The following is a 17,708-nucleotide window of genomic DNA, read 5'->3' as shown; positions in this document are numbered from 1 at the left end:
GGAACCGATTGCGGAAAAATCGCCAAAGTGATACAGGTCGCTGGTTCACCCGGATCCTAGCACAGAGAGGATGATTTTATGCTCGTAAATCGAATTTTAGGGTGGTTTTCCAACGACTTGGCCATCGATTTGGGCACAGCCAACACCCTTGTCTATGTCAAGGGTAAAGGGATCGTGCTTTGTGAGCCGTCCGTAGTGGCCGTTAAGCGCACGGCCGGCCAAAGCACCCAAGTGGTGGCTGTAGGCAAAGACGCCAAGCTGATGTTGGGAAAGACGCCAGGGACCATTGAAGCCACCCGACCCTTGAAAGACGGTGTAATCGCGGATTTCGAAGTGGCCGAAGCCATGCTGCGCTACTTTATCCGTAAGGTTCATAACCGGCGCAGTCTGGTGCGCCCGAGAATCATCGTGGCCGTGCCTTCGGGCGTCACGCAGGTGGAACGGCGTGCGGTGCGGGAGTCGGCCGAATCGGCAGGAGCGCGCGAGGTCTACCTGATCGAGGAACCCATGGCGGCGGCCATCGGAGCCGGATTGCCCATTACGGAGCCGGTGTGCAACATGATTGTGGACATCGGCGGAGGAACCACCGAGGTGGCCGTGATTTCCCTTGCTGGAATCGTTTATAGCCGTTCGGTGCGCGTGGGTGGGGATAAGATGGACCTGGCGATCTTGCAGCACATCAAACGCAAATATAACCTGCTCATCGGCGAGCGAACCGCCGAACTCATCAAAACCACCCTGGGCAATGCGTACCCCACGGGGCAAATAGAGACGATGGCCATCAAGGGGCGAGATTTGGTGAGCGGCATTCCCAAGACGATCGAAATCAACTCGGACGAGATTAGGGAATCGATTCAGGAACAAATCGACAGTATCGTAGAGACGGTCAAGACAGCTCTGGAACAAACACCACCCGAATTGGCGGCGGATATTGTGGATCGAGGCATCGTGCTGACAGGAGGGGGCGCTCTTTTGCGCAACTTGGATCATCTGCTTCGGTTGGAAACGGGCCTACCGGTGGTGCTGACCGATGACCCCTTGGCGACCGTTGTGCTCGGATCCGGAAAGGCTTTGGAGGACATCGAAATCCTCAAGGAGGTTCTCGGTTAACGGGTACCTGAAATCGCAGAAACGGTCAAAGGGGCCCACTTCGAGGATTCTTCTCGATTCTCTTTGAATTAGCCCGTAGGTGAGTGGCTTATGCCGGAATGGCTGCGCCGAATGCGGTGGCTGGCCGTGTTTGTGATGATGGGAGGAGCGATGTTCTACGTCCTGTCGCTCAATTTTAGACCCCTTGGACCAATGGATATGGTTCAGAGGGCGGTTGTGGAAACCCTTGCCCCGCTCCTGCTTACTGCCCGAAAGGGTACACAAGCCATAGAAAACTGGGTGCATCGCTATGTAACCCTGCGCCATGTGCAAGAGGAAAATGAGATCTTGAAAAAACAACGCGCCCTCCTGGAAAGCGAGCTGGTGCGATATCAGGAAGCTTTTGTGGAAAACCAAAGGTTGCGACGCCTTTTGGACTTTCGTGACCGTCTTCAGGTGGAATCCGTGGCGGCCGAGGTTGTGGTCCAAAATACCACCGGCTGGTCGAGAACCATCATCGTCAATAAAGGTCTGAAAGAGGGCGTGCGCACCGACATGCCCGTGGTGAGCGATGAAGGGGTGGTGGGCCATGTGCTGGATGTGTCGGATCATTACGCTCGAGTGCTTTCGTTGACTGATCGAGACAGCGCTGTGGACGCTTTGGTGCAGCGCAACAGGGTTCGAGGTGTTCTCGGAGGGTTGGACACCGAAACCTGCGAACTGCGCTACGTTCGAAGCAATCAGGAGGTGCGGCCTGGAGATCTCTTGGTCACCTCGGGAAAGGATGGATTGTTTCCCGCTGGATTGCGCCTGGGCATTGTCAAGCAGGTCAGAAAGGACCCTGCTACCCTCTTTCAACAAATCATTGTGGTTCCGACGGTGCAATTCGGTGTCCTTCAGGAAGTCCTGATTCTCAAGACTTTGCCCAAATTTCCGGCGCTATGGCTGGAGGGGACGTCGAAAGAATAAAACATGCAGATGGGGGGAATTTATCAGAAAGAGCGAGAGCCTTGGGGGGCGATGGCTCTCGTTTTTTTAGGATATTCCCTGATGATCTTTGTGCTGGAGGCGGTTCTCATGACCGGCTTGCCGCGGGCGTGGACGCGGGCAGACCTCATGGTGGCCGTGTGCGTTGAGATTGCAAGGCGGTTTCCTTTTTGGGGAGCCATTGTGTGGAGTTTTTTTTGGGGCTACGTGAGTGATGTCTTTCAAGGGCGCCTGTGGGGTGCCCATGGCGCATCCTATCTGCTCGTGCTCTTCTTGCATCGCGTGTGGAGCAGGCAAATGGACACGGAATCCATGGTCTATCGGATGCTGTTGGTCGGTGTGGGAGTGCTGGTGCAGAGCCTAGTGTCGGTCTTGATTGTGGGCGGCTTGTCCAAGGCGGCAAGTGGCTTTCCGGCTGCGGCGTCCCAAACCGTCTTTTCCATGGTGGCCGCTCCTTTCATCATGCTTCCCGTTCAGTGGATCTTGACTAAGAGAGTTCGCTAAAGGCATCAGACAGAGATGTGGCGCCTTGGAATGAACCACGCCAAGAGGACAAACGATTCGAGCAAAACGCCGCCCGACGCCCACGGCCTTCAACTTATTGCCTGGGAAGGCAACGAACGCGCCGTCTTTGAACGCCAATTTCGCCTTGTGGTGCTCTTTGCCCTAGCCGTTTTCCTGGTGTACCTATTGCAACTATGGTACTTGCAGGTGGTGAAAGGGTCCTACTACCGAAATCGCTCTGAAAATAACCGCATTCGCACCGAAACCATTCAGTCGCCTCGCGGCATCGTCTTTGATCGCTACGGCGTGCCTCTTGTGGAAAACCGTCCAGCTTTTCACCTTATGTTGGTGCGCGAAGATGTCAAAGACCCCGAGACGTTGCACAATGTTCTTGAAACCTTGAGTGTTTTGAGTGGGAAGGGCTTGGCCGAACTGGAAGCTGTCCTAGAGGCCAACAAAAGCAAGAGGGGTTTTGAACCCATTCGGCTCATCGCCGATATTGACCGGGATACCGTGGCCAAGGTGGAAGCGCGGCGTTTGCGGCTGCCGGGCGTTTACGTGGAGGTGGTGCCGCGTCGCGGCTACAAGTTCAGCGGCACGGCCGCGCACTTGGTGGGTTACCTGGGAGAGATTTCCGAGGAAGAACTCAAAAAAGAGGCCTATCGAGGGTATCAACCAGGTGAGTTTGTCGGAAAGGGAGGCGTTGAGAAATCCCTTGAGACCTTTCTGCGAGGGAAAAGTGGTTGGCGGCAGGTGGAAGTGGACGCTTTGGGACGTCATATTCGCTCGCTACAGGAGAATCTGCCGATTCCCGGAAGAGACGTGTGGTTGACTATTGATCTGGACCTTCAAAGAACTGCGGAAGAATGCTTAGAAGGAAAAAAGGGAAGCATTGTGGCGGTGGATCCCAATTCGGGAGAGATTCTGGCCCTGGCCAGCAGCCCCACTTTTGATCAGGAGCGGTTCGTTCGAGGGATGACGCCCGAGGAGTGGAAAAAGCTAATTTCGGATTCCAGCCACCCGTTGCTCAATCGTGCCGTGTCTTCAGCCTACCCCCCCGGATCCATTTATAAACCCTTTGTGGCCGTGGCGGCTCTGGAACAAGGCGTGGTGGACCCGACCAGTGTCGTTTTCTGCCCAGGATATTATCTCTTCGCCGGACGTCGTTACCGATGTTGGAAGGATACGGGGCATGGCTCGGTCGATGCCCATCGGGCCATCGTGGAGTCATGCGATGTCTATTTCTACACCGTGGGAATGAAGCTCGGTGTGGATACTATCGCAGCCTATGCAAAGATGTTTGGGCTCGGGGAGTTGAGTGGGATCGAGCTTCCGTCAGAGCGGGCGGGAATCATTCCCACAAGAGACTGGAAACTTAAGGCTGTGGGCATTCCCTGGCAGAAAGGGGAGACCTTGTCCATCTCGATCGGACAAGGCTTTGATCAAGTCACCCCGCTGCAGGCGGCTATGGCCTATGCGGCGCTGGTCAACGGAGGCACTTTGTGGACGCCCAAGCTGGTTAAACGCCTCGAAGCGGCGGATGATGGGGAGCGAGACCTGGTGAAAGCCAAGGTGCGCCGAAGGCTTGCTGTGCGCAAGGACACCTTGGAAATCGTCAAGAAAGGGTTGGTGGGCGTCGTCAACGAAGCGCGTGGCACCGCTCATGGCATCGCTCTCAGGGAAGTGGCCCTGGCAGGGAAGACCGGGACGGCACAAGTGGTCAAAATGGGCGAAAACGTGAACCGAAAGGTTCACCAGCGGGCTCTGCCCGAGCATCTAAAAGACCACGCATGGTTTGTGGGCTATGGCCCGGCGGAAAGGCCGGAAATTGTGGTCGCGGTCATTGTTGAACACGGAGGCCATGGATCTTCGGGAGCTGCTCCCTTGGCCCAAAAGGTGCTCCGCAGGTATTTGCAAAAGACCTATCCCGAGCTTCGAGGGCGTGAGGGCGCCCAGGTTCAAACCGTCGACGAGGACAGAGACTAGTGCCATGATGGATCGAAGGTTGGTGGAATATTTTGACTGGAGCATCGTGTTCTTGTTTTTTGCCATTTCGTGCCTGGGGCTGGCTTCCCTTTACAGCGCCCTGTACACGGAAATCCAGCTGAATCCTTCACGAAACCTCTTTATCAAACAGCTCATGTGGTTTGCCCTGGGATGCCTCGTTTTCCTGTGTACTCTTTTGGTCGATTACCAAAAGCTCAAAAAAGTAGCCCCATGGCTCTACCTCGCCACCCTGGCGGCCTTGGCCGTGGTCCTTCTTGCAGGAGAAGGCATCAAGGGGTCCAGAAGATGGCTGACCATCGCGGGGTTCAATCTCCAGCCTTCAGAATTCATGAAGCTGGCCCTGGTGTTGCAGTTGGCTCGAACCTTTTCGGCTCAGGACATTGAGCCCTATCCGTCTATCAAACAACTGCTGCGGGCCACAGGCTTGGTGCTTCCGCCCGCCCTTCTCATCGTGGTGGAGCCGGACCTGGGGACCACCCTGTGCCTGCTGGCCGTCGCCTTCACCATGGTGTTTGTGCTGGGGATTCGCTGGCGATACCTCATAGCGGTGGCCCTGGCCGGTGTGCTCAGCGTGTACCCTCTATGGCATTACGGGCTAAAAGAATATCAAAGGGATCGGATTCGGACCGTCATCGCACCGGAACGGGACCCCATGGGCAGTGGGTATCACACCATTCAATCCAAAGTGGCCGTGGGATCCGGTATGCTCTGGGGGAAAGGGTTTCTCAAGGGGACACAAAACAAGCTTCGGTTCCTACCCGAAAAACATACGGACTTCATCTTTTCCGTGTGGGCCGAGGAATGGGGGTTCTGGGGATGCAGTGTCATGATTGCGCTCTTTTTTCTGTTCATCTGCGCTTCCTTTCGCGTTGCCGTGCGCGCCAAGGACCGTTTTGGAATGTTTTTGGTGGTGGGCATGAGCGCCCTGATCATGTGGCAGGCCCTGTTCAACATCGGCATGGTCATCGGGCTTCTTCCCGTGGTGGGCATTACCTTGCCCTTTGTCAGCTACGGAGGATCCTCGCTGCTGAGCCTATGCGCGGCCGTGGGGCTCATTGAAAGCGTGTCGATGCGCCGCTACGCCTACCGACCCAAGTAATCCGCTGAAGCACGCCAAAATCCCGGCTGGTGCATTGTGATTTTTTTTACTTTTTCCCTTGCCAAGACCATTCAGGTGTGCTATGCACTCCACCATCAGAAGGCTCCGGACCTAGATCCGGTCGGAATAAATGGCAAAACCCACTGCGAAGCATCTATGACAGCAAGGTCATGGTGGCCGAAAAGGGAACTCGGCACGGCCGCCAGCAAGAGATTATCAAGAGTGAGGGTGGGGGATCATGATCAACGTCGATGTGACACTGTTCATTCAAATGGCCAACTTTCTTTTGTTGCTGGTGCTCATGAATCTGGTGCTTTATAGGCCGATTCGGCGGCTGGTAGCCCAGAGAAACGAATTGATCAGCAAGCAAAGGGCGGGCATCGATAATGCGGAAAGGGAAGCCCAAAGGGCGATTCAAGAATTTGAAGAGCGCCTCAAGGCGGCGCGGGCCGCTGGCCGCGAAAAGGTGCAGGAGCTGAAAGAAGCCGCGTATCGCGTGGAAAAAGATCTTTTGAGTCAAGCCGCGGAAGAGGCGGCTAAGGAAGTGCAGGCGGTGCGCGAGCAAATTCAAAGAGAAATCGGCCAGGTTCGGGCGCAACTTCAGGCCCAAATTCAGGTTTTCTCCAAAGATATGGCTCAGCGCATTCTTGGCCGCAGTCTTTAGGGCGTTGAAGAAAGCCGGGGTATCTTGACGGTAAGGGGCGATCAATGAAGGGATGGAAAACGACGTTGACGGCAGTGGTGGCAGTGAGTTTTGGTGTGGCAACTGCAGCCTTCGCTTCGGCAGCCGGAGGGCATGAGGCGGCGGGGCTGCCGTGGAAAGATTTCTTTTTGCGGTTGATGAATTTTGCCATCATGGTTGCCATTCTGATCAAGCTGCTAAAAAAGCCCGTGGCCAATTTCTTTTCGTCCCGACGGGAAAACATTCAAAGGCTTTTGACGGAGCTGGAAGAGAAGAAGAAGGAAATGGAGGCCAAGGCCGCGGAGTATCAAGCGAAGCTGGCGGCTTTGGACCAAGAGACCGAGCAGATTTTGGCCGAATATATTCAGGAAGGCGAGGCGGAGAAGCAAAAGATCATTGAGGCGGCGGAAAAGGAGGCCCACTACATCAAGGAACAGGCCCGATTCGCCATTCAGCAGGAGATCAAGGCGGCCAAGGAAAGCCTGCAAGAGGAGATCGCCGAGCTGTCTGTCAATGCGGCGGAGGATCTTCTTAAAAAGAGTATCAGGCCCGAGGACCAGGATCGCTTGATTGATGAATTTATCACAAAGGCGGTGGAGGCAAAGTGAAAAAGTTGATTGTCGCCAAACGATACGCCAAGGCTCTGTTTAATCTCGCCTTAGAGGATGGGAAGCTGAGCGAGTACGGGCAAGAGCTGCAAGGGCTTGCGCAGCTCCTCGACCAGCAGCCGGAGATCATGGATGCTCTGGCTAACCCGCTCTACCCAGAGGATGTGAAGAAATCCGTGTTTCGCACCCTGGCGGAAAAGGCCGAGATGAGTCCCGTGCTGCGCAGCTTCGGCACGCTGTTGGTGGAGAAGGCAAGAATTCGGTATTTACCGGAAATCTCCCAGTACTTTCAGCGGCTGACGGATGAGCACTTCAATGTGGCTCGCGCCAAGCTCAGTGCGGCCGTGAAGCTGGACGATGCGGCCATAGCCAAGATTGCGGAAACCCTGAGCAAATTGACCGGAAAAAAGATCGTCGTCGAGTTCCAGCAAGATCCAAGTCTCATCGGAGGTGCTGTGGCTCGTATCGGCGATCTGGTCATCGATGGCAGCGTGCGAACGCAGTTACAGGCAATCAAAGAATCTTTGAAAAGGGGTGAGTTGGGTTAATGGAGATCAGAGCCGAAGAAATCAGCCAAATTATTCGCGAGCAGATCAAGGACTACGAGAAGAAGGTTGAGCTCAGCGAAACCGGGCGTGTCCTCTCCGTCGGCGACGGTATCGCGCGCGTCTACGGCGTGGAGAAGTGCATGTCCATGGAATTGCTTGAGTTCCCTACGGATCATGGCCCCATGTACGGCTTGGCCCTGAACCTGGAGGAAGACAACGTGGGTGTCGCCATTCTGGGCGAAGACATCCACATCAAAGAGGGTGCGGAGGTGCGACGCACCGGCCGCATTGCGGAAGTGCCGGTCGGCGATGCGATCATCGGGCGCATCGTCGACCCCGTGGGAAATCCTTTGGATGGCAAGGGACCGATCGAGGCCACGGAATTTGCGCGCATTGAGCGCATCGCGCCGGGTGTTATCGCACGTCAGCCCGTCAACGAACCCATGTACACGGGAATAAAGGCCATTGACGCCATGACGCCTATTGGCCGAGGGCAGCGCGAGCTGATCATCGGCGATCGTCAGATCGGCAAGACGGCCATCGCTGTCGATGCCATCATTAACCAAAAAGACAGCGGCATCATTTGCATTTATGTGGCCGTGGGTCAGAAGAAGTCGACGGTGGCCCAGGTCGTGGAAACGCTGCGTCGCCATGGCGCCATGGAATACACCGTTGTGGTGGCGGCCTGCGCCAGCGATCCTGCACCGCTTCAGTACATTGCCCCTTATGCCGGATGTGCCATGGGTGAGTACTACCGCGACAGCGGGCGGCATGCCTTAATCATCTACGACGACTTGTCGAAACAGGCGGCTGCCTATCGACAGGTTTCCCTGCTCCTTAGGAGGCCTCCGGCGCGTGAAGCCTATCCTGGTGATATTTTCTACAACCACTCGCGTCTGTTGGAGCGGGCGGCCAAGCTGAACGATCAGCTGGGTGGAGGGTCGCTGACGGCTTTGCCCGTTATCGAGACCCAAGCGGGCGACGTGTCTGCCTACATTCCCACCAATGTGATCTCCATTACCGATGGCCAGATCTACTTGGAGCCGGGTCTTTTCTTCGCTGGTGTGCGACCAGCCATTAACGTGGGCCTTTCGGTGTCACGGGTGGGCGGTGCTGCTCAGACCAAAGCCATGAAACAGGTTGCCGGGCGTCTGCGCCTGGACCTCGCTCAGTACCGGGAACTGGAAGCCTTTGCCAAGTTCGGAAGCGATTTGGACAAAGCTACCCAGCAACAGCTTAACCGCGGTATGCGCCTTGTTGAACTGCTCAAACAGCCACAATACCAGCCCATGCCCGAAGAACGACAGGTGATGTCTCTATACGCGGGCACGCGTGGTTACTTGGACAAGATTCCGGTGGAGAAGGTTCAAGCTTACGAAAGCCAGATGCTTGCCTTCGTGGAAAGAAAGTACCCCGAGATCCTTCAGGAGATTAAGGAAAAGAAGGTCATCAGCGAGGAATTGGACAAGAAGATAGCCAGCGTGCTGGAAGAATTTGCTGGAGTGTTTCAGGGATAATTCGAGGCGGAGGCCTTTCTGAAAAGAGGCGTGTATGGCGACCCTTCGGGATATCAAGCGCAAGATCGAGGCAGTGAAAAAGACCTCGCAGATCACCAAAGCCATGAACATGGTGGCGGCGGCTAAGCTGCGAGGGGCTCAGGAAAACATGGAGCGCTTCCGAAACTATGCGGAAAAGTTTCGGGAGGTCATCGGGAGGCTTGTGGTAGGGGTGGAGCCGGACGGAAGCTTTCTGCTCATGACCCCGCGGGAAGAGGTCAAAAAAATCGAATTGGTCCTTCTCACTGCAGACCGAGGCCTGTGCGGAAGCTTCAACAATAATTTAATCGCAACGGCAGAGCGGTTCATCATGCAAAAGCGCCGCGAAGGCCTGGAAGTCTCTTTGACGGCCGCGGGCCGAAAAGGGCGGGATTACTTCCGCAGGCGCCACTACACCGTGCGAAGGGAACTTACGGGCTTGCTTAACAAGCCCAATTATGACGACGCCTTTCGGCTTGGGCGGGAGATCATTGAGTTGTTTTTGGACGGCGACGCAGACGAGGTGTACATCATCTACAGCCATTTTCGTAGCATGGTGAAGCAAGAACCAACGATCATACGTTTGTTGCCCGTCGTTCCCGAGACCCATGCGGAGGGTGAAGCGCGCGAATACATCTTTGAACCGTCACATGAAGAGCTTCTGAACGATTTGTTGCCAAACTACGTCTACAATCAACTCCTGGACTGCTTCTACCTGACGGCGGTCAGCGAGCATGCGGCCCGGATGACGGCCATGGAGAACGCCACCAACAACTGCAAGGATATGGTGCACAACCTGACGCTAACGTACAACAAGGCACGCCAGGCGTCGATTACAAAGGAACTTATGGACATCGTCGGTGGCGCAGAGGCTCTTAAGAAGTAGTTGATGGTTCGAAAAATAACAAAGGAGGTATCGGGCCACATGAATATTGGAAGGATAGTGCAAGTCATCGGGAACGTGGTCGACGTTGAGTTCGAAGAGGGTAAGCTGCCGGCAATTTTGACCGCTCTTCTGGTGAGCAATCCCGGACTCAGCGACGAAGAGGACAACTTGGTCCTGGAAGTTGCGCAGCATCTTGGGGACAATGTGGTGCGCGCCATTGCCATGGACTTGACGGACGGCCTAGTCCGCGGCATGCCGGTAAAAGACACGGGCAAGCCCATTCAGATGCCGGTGGGCAAGAAGGTGCTCGGTCGCGTGCTCAACGTAGTTGGCCGTCCCGTGGATGGCTTAGGACCAGTCGAGACGGATGAGTATTCGCCCATTCACCGGCCGGCGCCGCACTTTACCGAACAGGATACATCGGTGAACGTCCTGGAGACGGGTGTCAAGGTCATCGACCTCTTGGTGCCATTTCCCCGCGGTGGAAAGATGGGCATGTTTGGGGGTGCCGGCGTGGGCAAGACCGTTATCATGATGGAGATGATTCATAACATCGCCATGGAGCACGGTGGTATCTCTGTGTTTGCCGGCGTGGGTGAACGGACCCGTGAAGGAAACGACCTGTACCTGGAAATGAAAGAATCCGGAGTCCTTCCTCGGGCGGGACTTGTCTACGGACAGATGACGGAGCCCCCGGGAGCCCGCGCTCGTGTTGCTTTGTCGGCGCTGACGGTGGCGGAATATTTCCGCGATGTGGAAGGCCAAGACGTGTTGCTTTTTATCGACAACATCTTCCGGTTCACGCAGGCCGGAGCGGAAGTCTCGGCGCTGCTCGGCCGCATGCCGTCCGCGGTGGGTTATCAACCCACGCTAGGTACAGACCTTGGCGAACTTCAAGAACGAATTACTTCGACGACCAAGGGGTCCATCACTTCAGTTCAATGCGTGTACGTGCCTGCCGACGACTTAACCGACCCCGCACCGGCGACGACTTTTGCGCACTTGGATGGAACGGTTGTGCTCTCGCGCCAGATTGCGGAGCTCGGTATTTACCCGGCCGTGGACCCGCTGGATTCCACCTCGCGCATCCTCGACCCCAACGTTCTTGGCGAAGAGCACTACCAGACGGCTCGAAATGTCCAGCAGATTCTCCAAAAGTATAAAGATCTGCAGGACATTATCGCGATTTTGGGAATGGACGAACTCTCCGATGAAGACAAGATCATCGTTGGTCGAGCTCGAAAGATTCAGCGGTTTCTGTCCCAGCCGTTTCACGTGGCCGCCCAGTTCACGGGTGTAGAAGGAAAATATGTCAAGCTAGAAGACACCATACGAGGGTTCAAGGAAATCGTGGAAGGTAAACACGACGATCTCCCAGAACAGGCCTTCTACATGGTCGGGACGATCGAAGAGGCCATCGAAAAAGCCAAACAGATGGCTGCGGCGTAACCTACTGAGCGAACGGTGGGCAAACATGGCAGGAAAACTTTTGTTAGAGGTCGTTACGCCGGTCCGTAAAGTTTTGAGCGAAGAAGTAGACATGGTGGTGGCTCCCGGGGAGTATGGCGAGTTTGGAGCGTTGCCCAACCACATCCCCTTCTTAACCAAGTTGAAGATTGGCGAACTTAGGTTTAAGGCCGGCGGCAGCACGAGGTTTGTGGCCATCATGGGTGGGTATGCTGAGGTTTTGCCCGATAAGGTGACCATTCTTGCGACGGCAGCGGAAGAGGCCACCGACATCGATGTGATTCGAGCTCAGGCGGCCAAGGAACGGGCGGAGCGGCGTTTGCGCGAGGCAAAGGACCGTGTGGAATTTGCCAGGGCTCAGGCGGCGCTGCAGAGGGCTCTCACTCGACTCAAAGTTGCCGCCCGCCGCTAGATTCGACATAGTGAGCTCTAAATTAGAAACCCCGTCGTCACGCGACGGGGTTTTTTCGTTAAAGGTGACAGGCGCCGATTCCGATGATATGACTGGCACGGCGAGACCAGGAAACGAGGAATAAGGAGACGGTTCATGTGTGGAATCGTCGGCTACATCGGTCAGGAAGACAGCGTGGAGTTGCTCGTCGAAGGGCTTCGGCGTTTGGAATACCGAGGCTACGACAGCGCGGGAATCGCGGTGGTTGACCTCGGAGGGAGAATCAAAACCGTCCGATGCGTGGGGAAGATCAGCCAGCTGGAAAAGAGGTTGGCGGAAAACCCGGTCCAGGGCACGATTGGCATTGGACATACGAGATGGGCAACACACGGCGCACCAAGCGATGAAAATGCTCACCCTCATCGATCGGGCCCGTTTGCCGTGGTGCACAACGGCATAATTGAAAACTATGGTGAAATCAAGGACCGTTTGCTGGCGAGGGGGTACGAGTTTACTTCAGAGACGGACACGGAGGTCATTGTCAAACTTCTGGAAGATCAGTGGCACCGGTGCGGGAACTATGTGGAAAGTGTGCGGGCGACCCTGTGCCAACTGCGAGGTAGTTTTGCCGTAGTTTTTCTAAATGAGCAAGCTCCAAATCTTCTCGTAGGGGCCCGGCGCGAGAGCCCGCTAATTCTTGGTCTTGGCGAGGGGGCCTACTATCTCGCTTCGGATATTCCCGCCATCTTGCATGTCACCCGCAGTATTGTTCTTCTGGAAGATGACGATCTGGTGGTGTTGCGCCGAGACGGCTATCAGATCGAGACGCTGGAGGGAAAGCCTCGCTTCCACACCGTGCAGACCGTGGATTGGAATCCTGTGGCCGCAGAAAAAGCTGGCTACAAGCACTTCATGCAAAAAGAAATCTTTGAGCAGCCTCGAGCCATCATCGACACGTTGCGCAGCGTCGTCGATTTGAACCAAGAGCGGCTTCGATTATCCGACCTCAATATTTCACAAGACCTGGTCAAGACCGTCAAACGCATCCATTTGGTGGCCTGCGGCACATCCTATCATGCATGCCTTGTGGCCAAATATTTGCTTGAGCAACTTTGTCACGTGCCTGTGGATGTGGATCTTGGTTCGGAATTCCGATACCGAGGACCGCTTCTCAACAGCAACAGCCTACTATTGGTGGTCAGCCAATCAGGAGAGACGGCGGACACTCGAGCTGCGCTCAAGGAAGGCCTGGAAAGGGGAGCGCATTGCAGAGCCGTGGTCAATGTGGTGGGAAGCACTTTGGCGCGCATGGCCCACGGCGTCCTCTACACGCACGCCGGACCGGAAATCGGCGTGGCCTCCACAAAAACCTTTACGACCCAGCTGGTGGCTTTGTACCTCTTTGCCTTGCACTGGGCTCATTTGTCTGGAAGGATTCAACCGCGACAACTTTCTTATCACATTCAAGGACTTCGGGAGCTACCTGGAAAGATTGAGGAGGTTCTGAGCGCAGAGCAGACGCTGCGGGAATGGGCGCGTCGATTCATGGACCGGGAACACTTTCTCTACTTGGGCCGCGGTCTCCTCTACCCCATTGCTCTGGAAGGGGCGCTCAAGATGAAAGAAATCTCCTACATTCATGCGGAGGGCTATGCTGCCGGCGAGATGAAACATGGTCCCATCGCGCTCGTTGACGAAAAGATGCCGGTGGTAGCTCTTATCCAAAAGGGCCCCCTCTACGAAAAAATGCTCTCCAACGTGCAGGAGGTGAAGGCTCGAGGCGGCAAGGTCTTGGCGTTTGTGGAGGGGGACCGTGATGTGCGGCTAGACGACGATGTGCTTCAGTTTTGCGTGCCCCAAACCGCGCCATGGCTGGCTCCCATCGTGTTCACCGTCCCTTTGCAGCTGCTGGCTTATCATATGGCTGACCTTCGCGGCACGGACGTGGACCAACCGAGAAATCTGGCTAAGAGCGTCACCGTGGAATGAAGAAGCGAAGGTTTCTCGAGTTTCATCTTGACTTTCCACCAAGGCTACGCATAGAATGCATTGACGCCGAGAAATCTGGTGGAATTTAAGAGGTTTACTAAAGACGGCGTTGCAGCGTAACATTGGACCTGAGGGTGTGACCCGAAGGGGCGCCATAAGTCGGGATAGCGGAACGACGGGCGGCAAAGCCTACATGCTTTTTGTTGCTTTCGCCGTACCGAGCCTTGCAGAGATAAATTGTCAAGGCCACGGTACGGTCATCTTGCGATATGAGGAACAGGGTAGGGTCCGGTGTCCGGGCACAAGGGACAGCGGAGGGACCGTACGGAGCCAAAGGAGTTAAAGTGCTAAACATCATGACGCGGGGCTTCGAAGGATCCAGCCCGGGTGAGAGTTTTCCATACGCCCCTGCGGTGCCCGTGATTGGTAGAGCGTTCCTGAGCCAACACCAACAAACAGGGAGTTCTCTCTCATGCTGGTGTGCGCGTCGCTTGGTCGACGGGCCTAAAGGCATGACGGAACACCCACTTTGCTGAATCGGTTCAAGACCGACTGCCGACACGGCACATAGCGGGGGCATCCCCTTCATATGATCCTCAAAGGCCAGCCTGCCGACTGCTCGACCACGAGCGCCCGAGGGGTATAAGGTATTAGCTTATCCCGCGGGTCTTCCTAGACTCAGAAGCCAACCTCTTACGCATGCATCTGACCGTCAGTGTTCGTGTGGGGTGACCCATTTGCACTCGGCGCTCATAGCGCCGTTCATGTGGCTCAAGCTCCAAGGCGCCGAAACTTTGGAGCCTAAAAAGAGAAAGGAGCCCTATGGAACCGTTGGGAATGGTTATGGTGGCCTTTGTGGCGCTCGTGGTGGGTTTGGGCGCAGGCGCCCTCGGCTGGCGTCTGATGCTTCAGAGGAAGACCCAAAAGGAGCGGCGAGAGTCCGAACTCCTGCTGGAAGAGGCTCGCAAGGAGGCGGAAACCCTCAAGAAGGAGGCGATTCTTCAAGCCAAGGACAACATCTTTCGTCTCAAGGCGGATTTTGAGAAAGAAACCAAGGAGACGCGAAGGGAGCTGCAAAGTCTCGAAAAACGGCTGTTACAAAAAGAAGAAAACTTGGAGAAGAAGTCCGAGGCCTTGGACAAGCGTGAAAGTGTCATCGCCAAGAAGGAAAAGCAACTTCAGGAAAAGGAAAGAGATCTTGAGCAGCGATCCAAGGAGGTTGAGGACCTGATTGAAGCCCAGCGTCTGAAGTTGGAGTCCTTGTCGGGAATTTCTGCTCAGGAAGCCAAGGAGTTGCTCATCAAAAGCATCGAGGATGAAGCGCGACACGAGGCGGCCTTAACGGTCAAGCGCCTGGAGGCGGAGGCGCGCGAACAGGGGGACAAGAAGGCCAAGGAAATCATTGCGCTGGCCATACAAAGGTACGCCGGAGATTACGTAGTGGAAAAGACGGTCTCAGTGGTCAATCTGCCCAGCGACGAAATGAAGGGGCGCATCATTGGCCGAGAAGGACGGAACATTCGGGCGTTGGAAGCCACCACGGGAATCGATCTCATCATCGATGACACGCCGGAGGCGGTGATTTTGTCCGGGTTTAACCCCGTCCGTCGGGAAGTGGCGCGCCTTTCTTTAGAGCGGCTCATTTCCGATGGGCGCATTCATCCGGCGCGCATTGAGGAGATTGTGGAAAAGGTAGGCCAGGAGATCGACACGGCCATTCGAGACGCCGGGGAACAGGCGGCCTTTGACGTGGGGGTTCACGGCATCCATGCGGAACTCATCAAGCTTGTGGGCAAACTGAAGTATCGCACCAGTTACGCCCAAAACGTTCTGCAGCATTCCCGCGAGGTGGCCTTCTTGTGTGGAGTCATGGCCGCGGAGCTAGGACTCAACGAAAAGCAGGCCAAGCGTGCAGGCCTTTTGCACGATATTGGCAAGGCCGTGGACCATGAAGTGGAAGGGCCTCATGCACTGATTGGCGCGGATCTGGCCAAGAAGTATGGAGAATGTCCTGAGATTGTAAATGCCATAGCTGCGCACCACGAGGATGTGCCGGGGGAAAGTGTGCTGGCCATTCTGGTTCAGGCAGCAGACGCTCTGTCCGGAGCCCGCCCGGGAGCACGTAAGGAACTTTTGGAATCCTACGTGCGAAGGCTGGAAAACCTCGAAAAAATAGCCATGTCCTTCAAGGGTGTTTCTAAGGCCTACGCCATTCAGGCTGGTCGAGAACTGCGCATCATTGTGGAGAATGAATCGGTGGGCGATGCGGAAACGGTGCTACTGAGCAAAGATATTGCCAAGCGCATTGAAAGTGAACTGACGTATCCCGGCCAGATCAAAGTGACGGTCATTCGAGAGACCCGAGCGGTAGAGTATGCCAAGTGAGAATGGTTAACGGTTGGGCATGAGGAAGGGGAAAACGGTGACACCGGTAAAAAATGCACTGGATATATTAACCGAACGGGGATTTGTGGAACAGGTCACGGACCGGGAGGCGTTGCGCGAACGATTAAGCAAGCCCATGACATGCTACATTGGGTTTGATCCCACGGCGGACAGTCTGCATGTGGGAAGCCTTGTGCCCATCATGGCCCTGGTGCACATGCAACGCTCAGGCCACCGTCCCATTGTGCTGGTGGGTGGCGGCACGGGCATGGTGGGCGATCCCAGTGGTCGCACGGAAATGCGTCAGATGCTCATGAAAGAACAAATTGAGCACAATGTGCAGGCTTTGAAGATCCAGCTTTCCCGGTTTCTGGACTTCGCTGAAGGCAAGGCGCTCCTTTTGAACAACGCCGATTGGCTTATGGAGCTGAGATACATTGATTTCCTCAGAGACATTGGGCGCCATTTCAGTGTCAATCGCATGCTGGCTGCGGAAAGCTACCGCGCTCGCTTGGAAACCGGGCTCAATTTCATCGAATTCAACTACATGCTTTTGCAGGCCTACGATTTTTACCATCTGGCCAAGACCTACGGCTGTTTTCTTCAGATGGGCGGCAACGACCAATGGGGCAACATTGTGGCAGGAATCGACCTCATTCGAAAGAAGCTACATCAGGAAGCCTTTGGCATCACCTTTCCTCTCCTGACCACGGCAACAGGCGCCAAGATGGGAAAGACGGCGGCGGGGGCTGTGTGGCTGAGTGCTCAAAGGACATCACCTTACGATTTCTATCAATACTGGATCAACGTGGACGATCGAGACGTGGTGCGGTTTCTCAAGCTCTATACCCTGCTGCCTGTTGAAGAAATCGATGCGGTTTCGCAACTCGAAGGCGAACAGTTGAATGCGGCCAAATCCGTGCTGGCTTATGAGGTTACGTGCCTTGTGCACGGCCGGCAAGCCGCAGAGGACGCCCGCCGGGCGGCCTTACGGGTTTTTGGAGGGCGCCGCCTTCCGGAAAATCTTTTGCCGTCCAGCACCGTTTCCAGGGACGCCGACAGTGACGAAGGGTCGGTGCCGACCGTCCATGTGGAGCGCTCGCGGATGGAAACGGGAGTCCCGGCTTTTGAACTGTTTGCCGATGCGGGTCTCTGTGAAAGTCGAAGCGCCGCGCGGCGGCTCATTCAGCAAGGGGGTGCCTACGTCAACGGCCGGCGCCTGGAGCGCTTTGATGCGCTCATTTCCCTGGACTGGTTTAAGGACGGAGCGGTGCTGTTGCGGGCGGGAAAGAAAAAAGTGAGGCGCGTGAGCGTGGCCCCTTGATTTTTTCCCTTGACCTGGCATCGGCCTTTTGCTACATAGGCCGAGCCTTTCGGGAGGGCAAAAAAACTCTTGACTCTCCAAAGGCAAAAGGGTAAGAAAGAAAAAACTCTGCTCTTTGAAAACTAAATAGTGAGGAGCGTGCTGGGCCATTGAGAAAGGGACCGCGCCTTTTGGGGTGTGGTTGAAGGGAAAAACTGGAGAGTTTGA

15 protein-coding genes and 1 other RNA gene are annotated in these 17,708 nt (G+C 55.5%); all 16 read left to right on the top strand.

Features of this window, described 5'->3' with window-relative positions; translation table 11 throughout:
- Positions 1–78: 78 nt before the first annotated feature.
- The 16 genes from EDC27_RS00080 to tyrS all read left to right on the top strand — a co-directional run bounded on the left by EDC27_RS00080 (position 79) and on the right by tyrS (position 17,501).
- Positions 79–1,110 (top strand): rod shape-determining protein, encoded by a 1,032-nt coding sequence (locus tag EDC27_RS00080; protein WP_123288592.1) that lies wholly within the window; start codon positions 79–81, stop codon positions 1,108–1,110.
- Between the two features lie 90 nt (positions 1,111–1,200).
- Positions 1,201–2,058: a rod shape-determining protein MreC gene (mreC, locus tag EDC27_RS00075; protein WP_123288591.1), complete on the top strand. Its 858-nt coding sequence runs from the start codon at positions 1,201–1,203 to the stop codon at positions 2,056–2,058.
- Positions 2,059–2,061: 3 nt separating this feature from the next.
- Positions 2,062–2,580 (top strand): rod shape-determining protein MreD, encoded by a 519-nt coding sequence (gene mreD, locus EDC27_RS00070; protein ID WP_123288590.1) that lies wholly within the window; start codon positions 2,062–2,064, stop codon positions 2,578–2,580.
- Positions 2,581–2,595: 15 nt separating this feature from the next.
- Positions 2,596–4,566 carry a penicillin-binding protein 2 gene (mrdA, locus tag EDC27_RS00065; RefSeq protein WP_123288589.1) on the top strand — a complete coding sequence of 657 codons (1,971 nt, stop codon included), beginning with the start codon at positions 2,596–2,598 and terminating at the stop codon, positions 4,564–4,566.
- 4 nt (positions 4,567–4,570) lie between these two features.
- Positions 4,571–5,686: a rod shape-determining protein RodA gene (rodA, locus tag EDC27_RS00060; protein WP_170161478.1), complete on the top strand. Its 1,116-nt coding sequence runs from the start codon at positions 4,571–4,573 to the stop codon at positions 5,684–5,686.
- 238 nt (positions 5,687–5,924) lie between these two features.
- A complete protein-coding gene (locus EDC27_RS00055; protein ID WP_123288587.1) occupies positions 5,925–6,350 on the top strand; it encodes an ATP synthase F0 subunit B in 426 nt (141 codons plus the stop codon).
- A 44-nt stretch (positions 6,351–6,394) separates the two neighbouring features.
- Positions 6,395–6,976 (top strand): F0F1 ATP synthase subunit B, encoded by a 582-nt coding sequence (gene atpF / locus EDC27_RS00050; protein WP_123288586.1) that lies wholly within the window; start codon positions 6,395–6,397, stop codon positions 6,974–6,976.
- A complete protein-coding gene (gene atpH, locus EDC27_RS00045) occupies positions 6,973–7,524 on the top strand; it encodes an ATP synthase F1 subunit delta (protein ID WP_170161477.1) in 552 nt (183 codons plus the stop codon). The genes atpF and atpH overlap by 4 nt, the downstream gene beginning before the upstream one ends.
- Positions 7,524–9,041: a F0F1 ATP synthase subunit alpha gene (atpA, locus tag EDC27_RS00040; protein ID WP_123288584.1), complete on the top strand. Its 1,518-nt coding sequence runs from the start codon at positions 7,524–7,526 to the stop codon at positions 9,039–9,041. The genes atpH and atpA overlap by 1 nt, the downstream gene beginning before the upstream one ends.
- A gap of 34 nt (positions 9,042–9,075) precedes the next feature.
- A complete protein-coding gene (gene atpG / locus EDC27_RS00035) occupies positions 9,076–9,945 on the top strand; it encodes an ATP synthase F1 subunit gamma (RefSeq protein WP_123288583.1) in 870 nt (289 codons plus the stop codon).
- A 39-nt stretch (positions 9,946–9,984) separates the two neighbouring features.
- Positions 9,985–11,394 (top strand): F0F1 ATP synthase subunit beta, encoded by a 1,410-nt coding sequence (gene atpD / locus EDC27_RS00030; RefSeq protein ID WP_123288582.1) that lies wholly within the window; start codon positions 9,985–9,987, stop codon positions 11,392–11,394.
- Between the two features lie 25 nt (positions 11,395–11,419).
- Entirely contained in the window at positions 11,420–11,824 is a 405-nt protein-coding gene (locus EDC27_RS00025) for a F0F1 ATP synthase subunit epsilon (RefSeq protein ID WP_123288581.1), read from the top strand.
- A 135-nt stretch (positions 11,825–11,959) separates the two neighbouring features.
- On the top strand, positions 11,960–13,792 hold the full coding sequence (gene glmS / locus EDC27_RS00020; protein ID WP_123288580.1) for a glutamine--fructose-6-phosphate transaminase (isomerizing): 1,833 nt from the start codon (positions 11,960–11,962) through the stop codon (positions 13,790–13,792).
- 402 nt (positions 13,793–14,194) lie between these two features.
- Positions 14,195–14,373: non-coding RNA, 6S RNA (ssrS, locus tag EDC27_RS00015), on the top strand.
- Positions 14,374–14,629: 256 nt separating this feature from the next.
- Positions 14,630–16,177, top strand: a complete 1,548-nt coding sequence (gene rny / locus EDC27_RS00010; RefSeq protein ID WP_407923336.1) for a ribonuclease Y — start codon at positions 14,630–14,632, stop codon at positions 16,175–16,177.
- Positions 16,178–16,214: 37 nt separating this feature from the next.
- Complete coding sequence (gene tyrS, locus EDC27_RS00005; protein ID WP_245994104.1) at positions 16,215–17,501, top strand: tyrosine--tRNA ligase; 1,287 nt, start codon at positions 16,215–16,217, stop codon at positions 17,499–17,501.
- Positions 17,502–17,708 lie beyond the last annotated feature (207 nt).

It is taken from the genome of Desulfosoma caldarium (assembly GCF_003751385.1).
Classification (GTDB): domain Bacteria; phylum Desulfobacterota; class Syntrophobacteria; order Syntrophobacterales; family DSM-9756; genus Desulfosoma; species Desulfosoma caldarium.
This window is presented reverse-complemented; position numbering and strand designations above follow the sequence as displayed.

Excerpts from the sequence above, each read along its gene's own strand:
- atpD (WP_123288582.1), top strand. The coding sequence starts at position 9,985 with ATGAATATTGGAAGGATAGTGCAAGTCATCGGGAACGTGGTCGACGTT.
- mreC (WP_123288591.1), top strand. The coding sequence starts at position 1,201 with ATGCCGGAATGGCTGCGCCGAATGCGGTGGCTGGCCGTGTTTGTGATG.
- atpA (WP_123288584.1), top strand. The coding sequence starts at position 7,524 with ATGGAGATCAGAGCCGAAGAAATCAGCCAAATTATTCGCGAGCAGATC.
- EDC27_RS00080 (WP_123288592.1), top strand. The coding sequence starts at position 79 with ATGCTCGTAAATCGAATTTTAGGGTGGTTTTCCAACGACTTGGCCATC.
- glmS (WP_123288580.1), top strand. The coding sequence starts at position 11,960 with ATGTGTGGAATCGTCGGCTACATCGGTCAGGAAGACAGCGTGGAGTTG.
- EDC27_RS00025 (WP_123288581.1), top strand. The coding sequence starts at position 11,420 with ATGGCAGGAAAACTTTTGTTAGAGGTCGTTACGCCGGTCCGTAAAGTT.
- atpG (WP_123288583.1), top strand. The coding sequence starts at position 9,076 with ATGGCGACCCTTCGGGATATCAAGCGCAAGATCGAGGCAGTGAAAAAG.
- mreD (WP_123288590.1), top strand. The coding sequence starts at position 2,062 with ATGCAGATGGGGGGAATTTATCAGAAAGAGCGAGAGCCTTGGGGGGCG.
- atpF (WP_123288586.1), top strand. The coding sequence starts at position 6,395 with ATGAAGGGATGGAAAACGACGTTGACGGCAGTGGTGGCAGTGAGTTTT.
- rodA (WP_170161478.1), top strand. The coding sequence starts at position 4,571 with ATGATGGATCGAAGGTTGGTGGAATATTTTGACTGGAGCATCGTGTTC.
- mrdA (WP_123288589.1), top strand. The coding sequence starts at position 2,596 with ATGTGGCGCCTTGGAATGAACCACGCCAAGAGGACAAACGATTCGAGC.
- EDC27_RS00055 (WP_123288587.1), top strand. The coding sequence starts at position 5,925 with ATGATCAACGTCGATGTGACACTGTTCATTCAAATGGCCAACTTTCTT.
- rny (WP_407923336.1), top strand. The coding sequence starts at position 14,630 with ATGGTTATGGTGGCCTTTGTGGCGCTCGTGGTGGGTTTGGGCGCAGGC.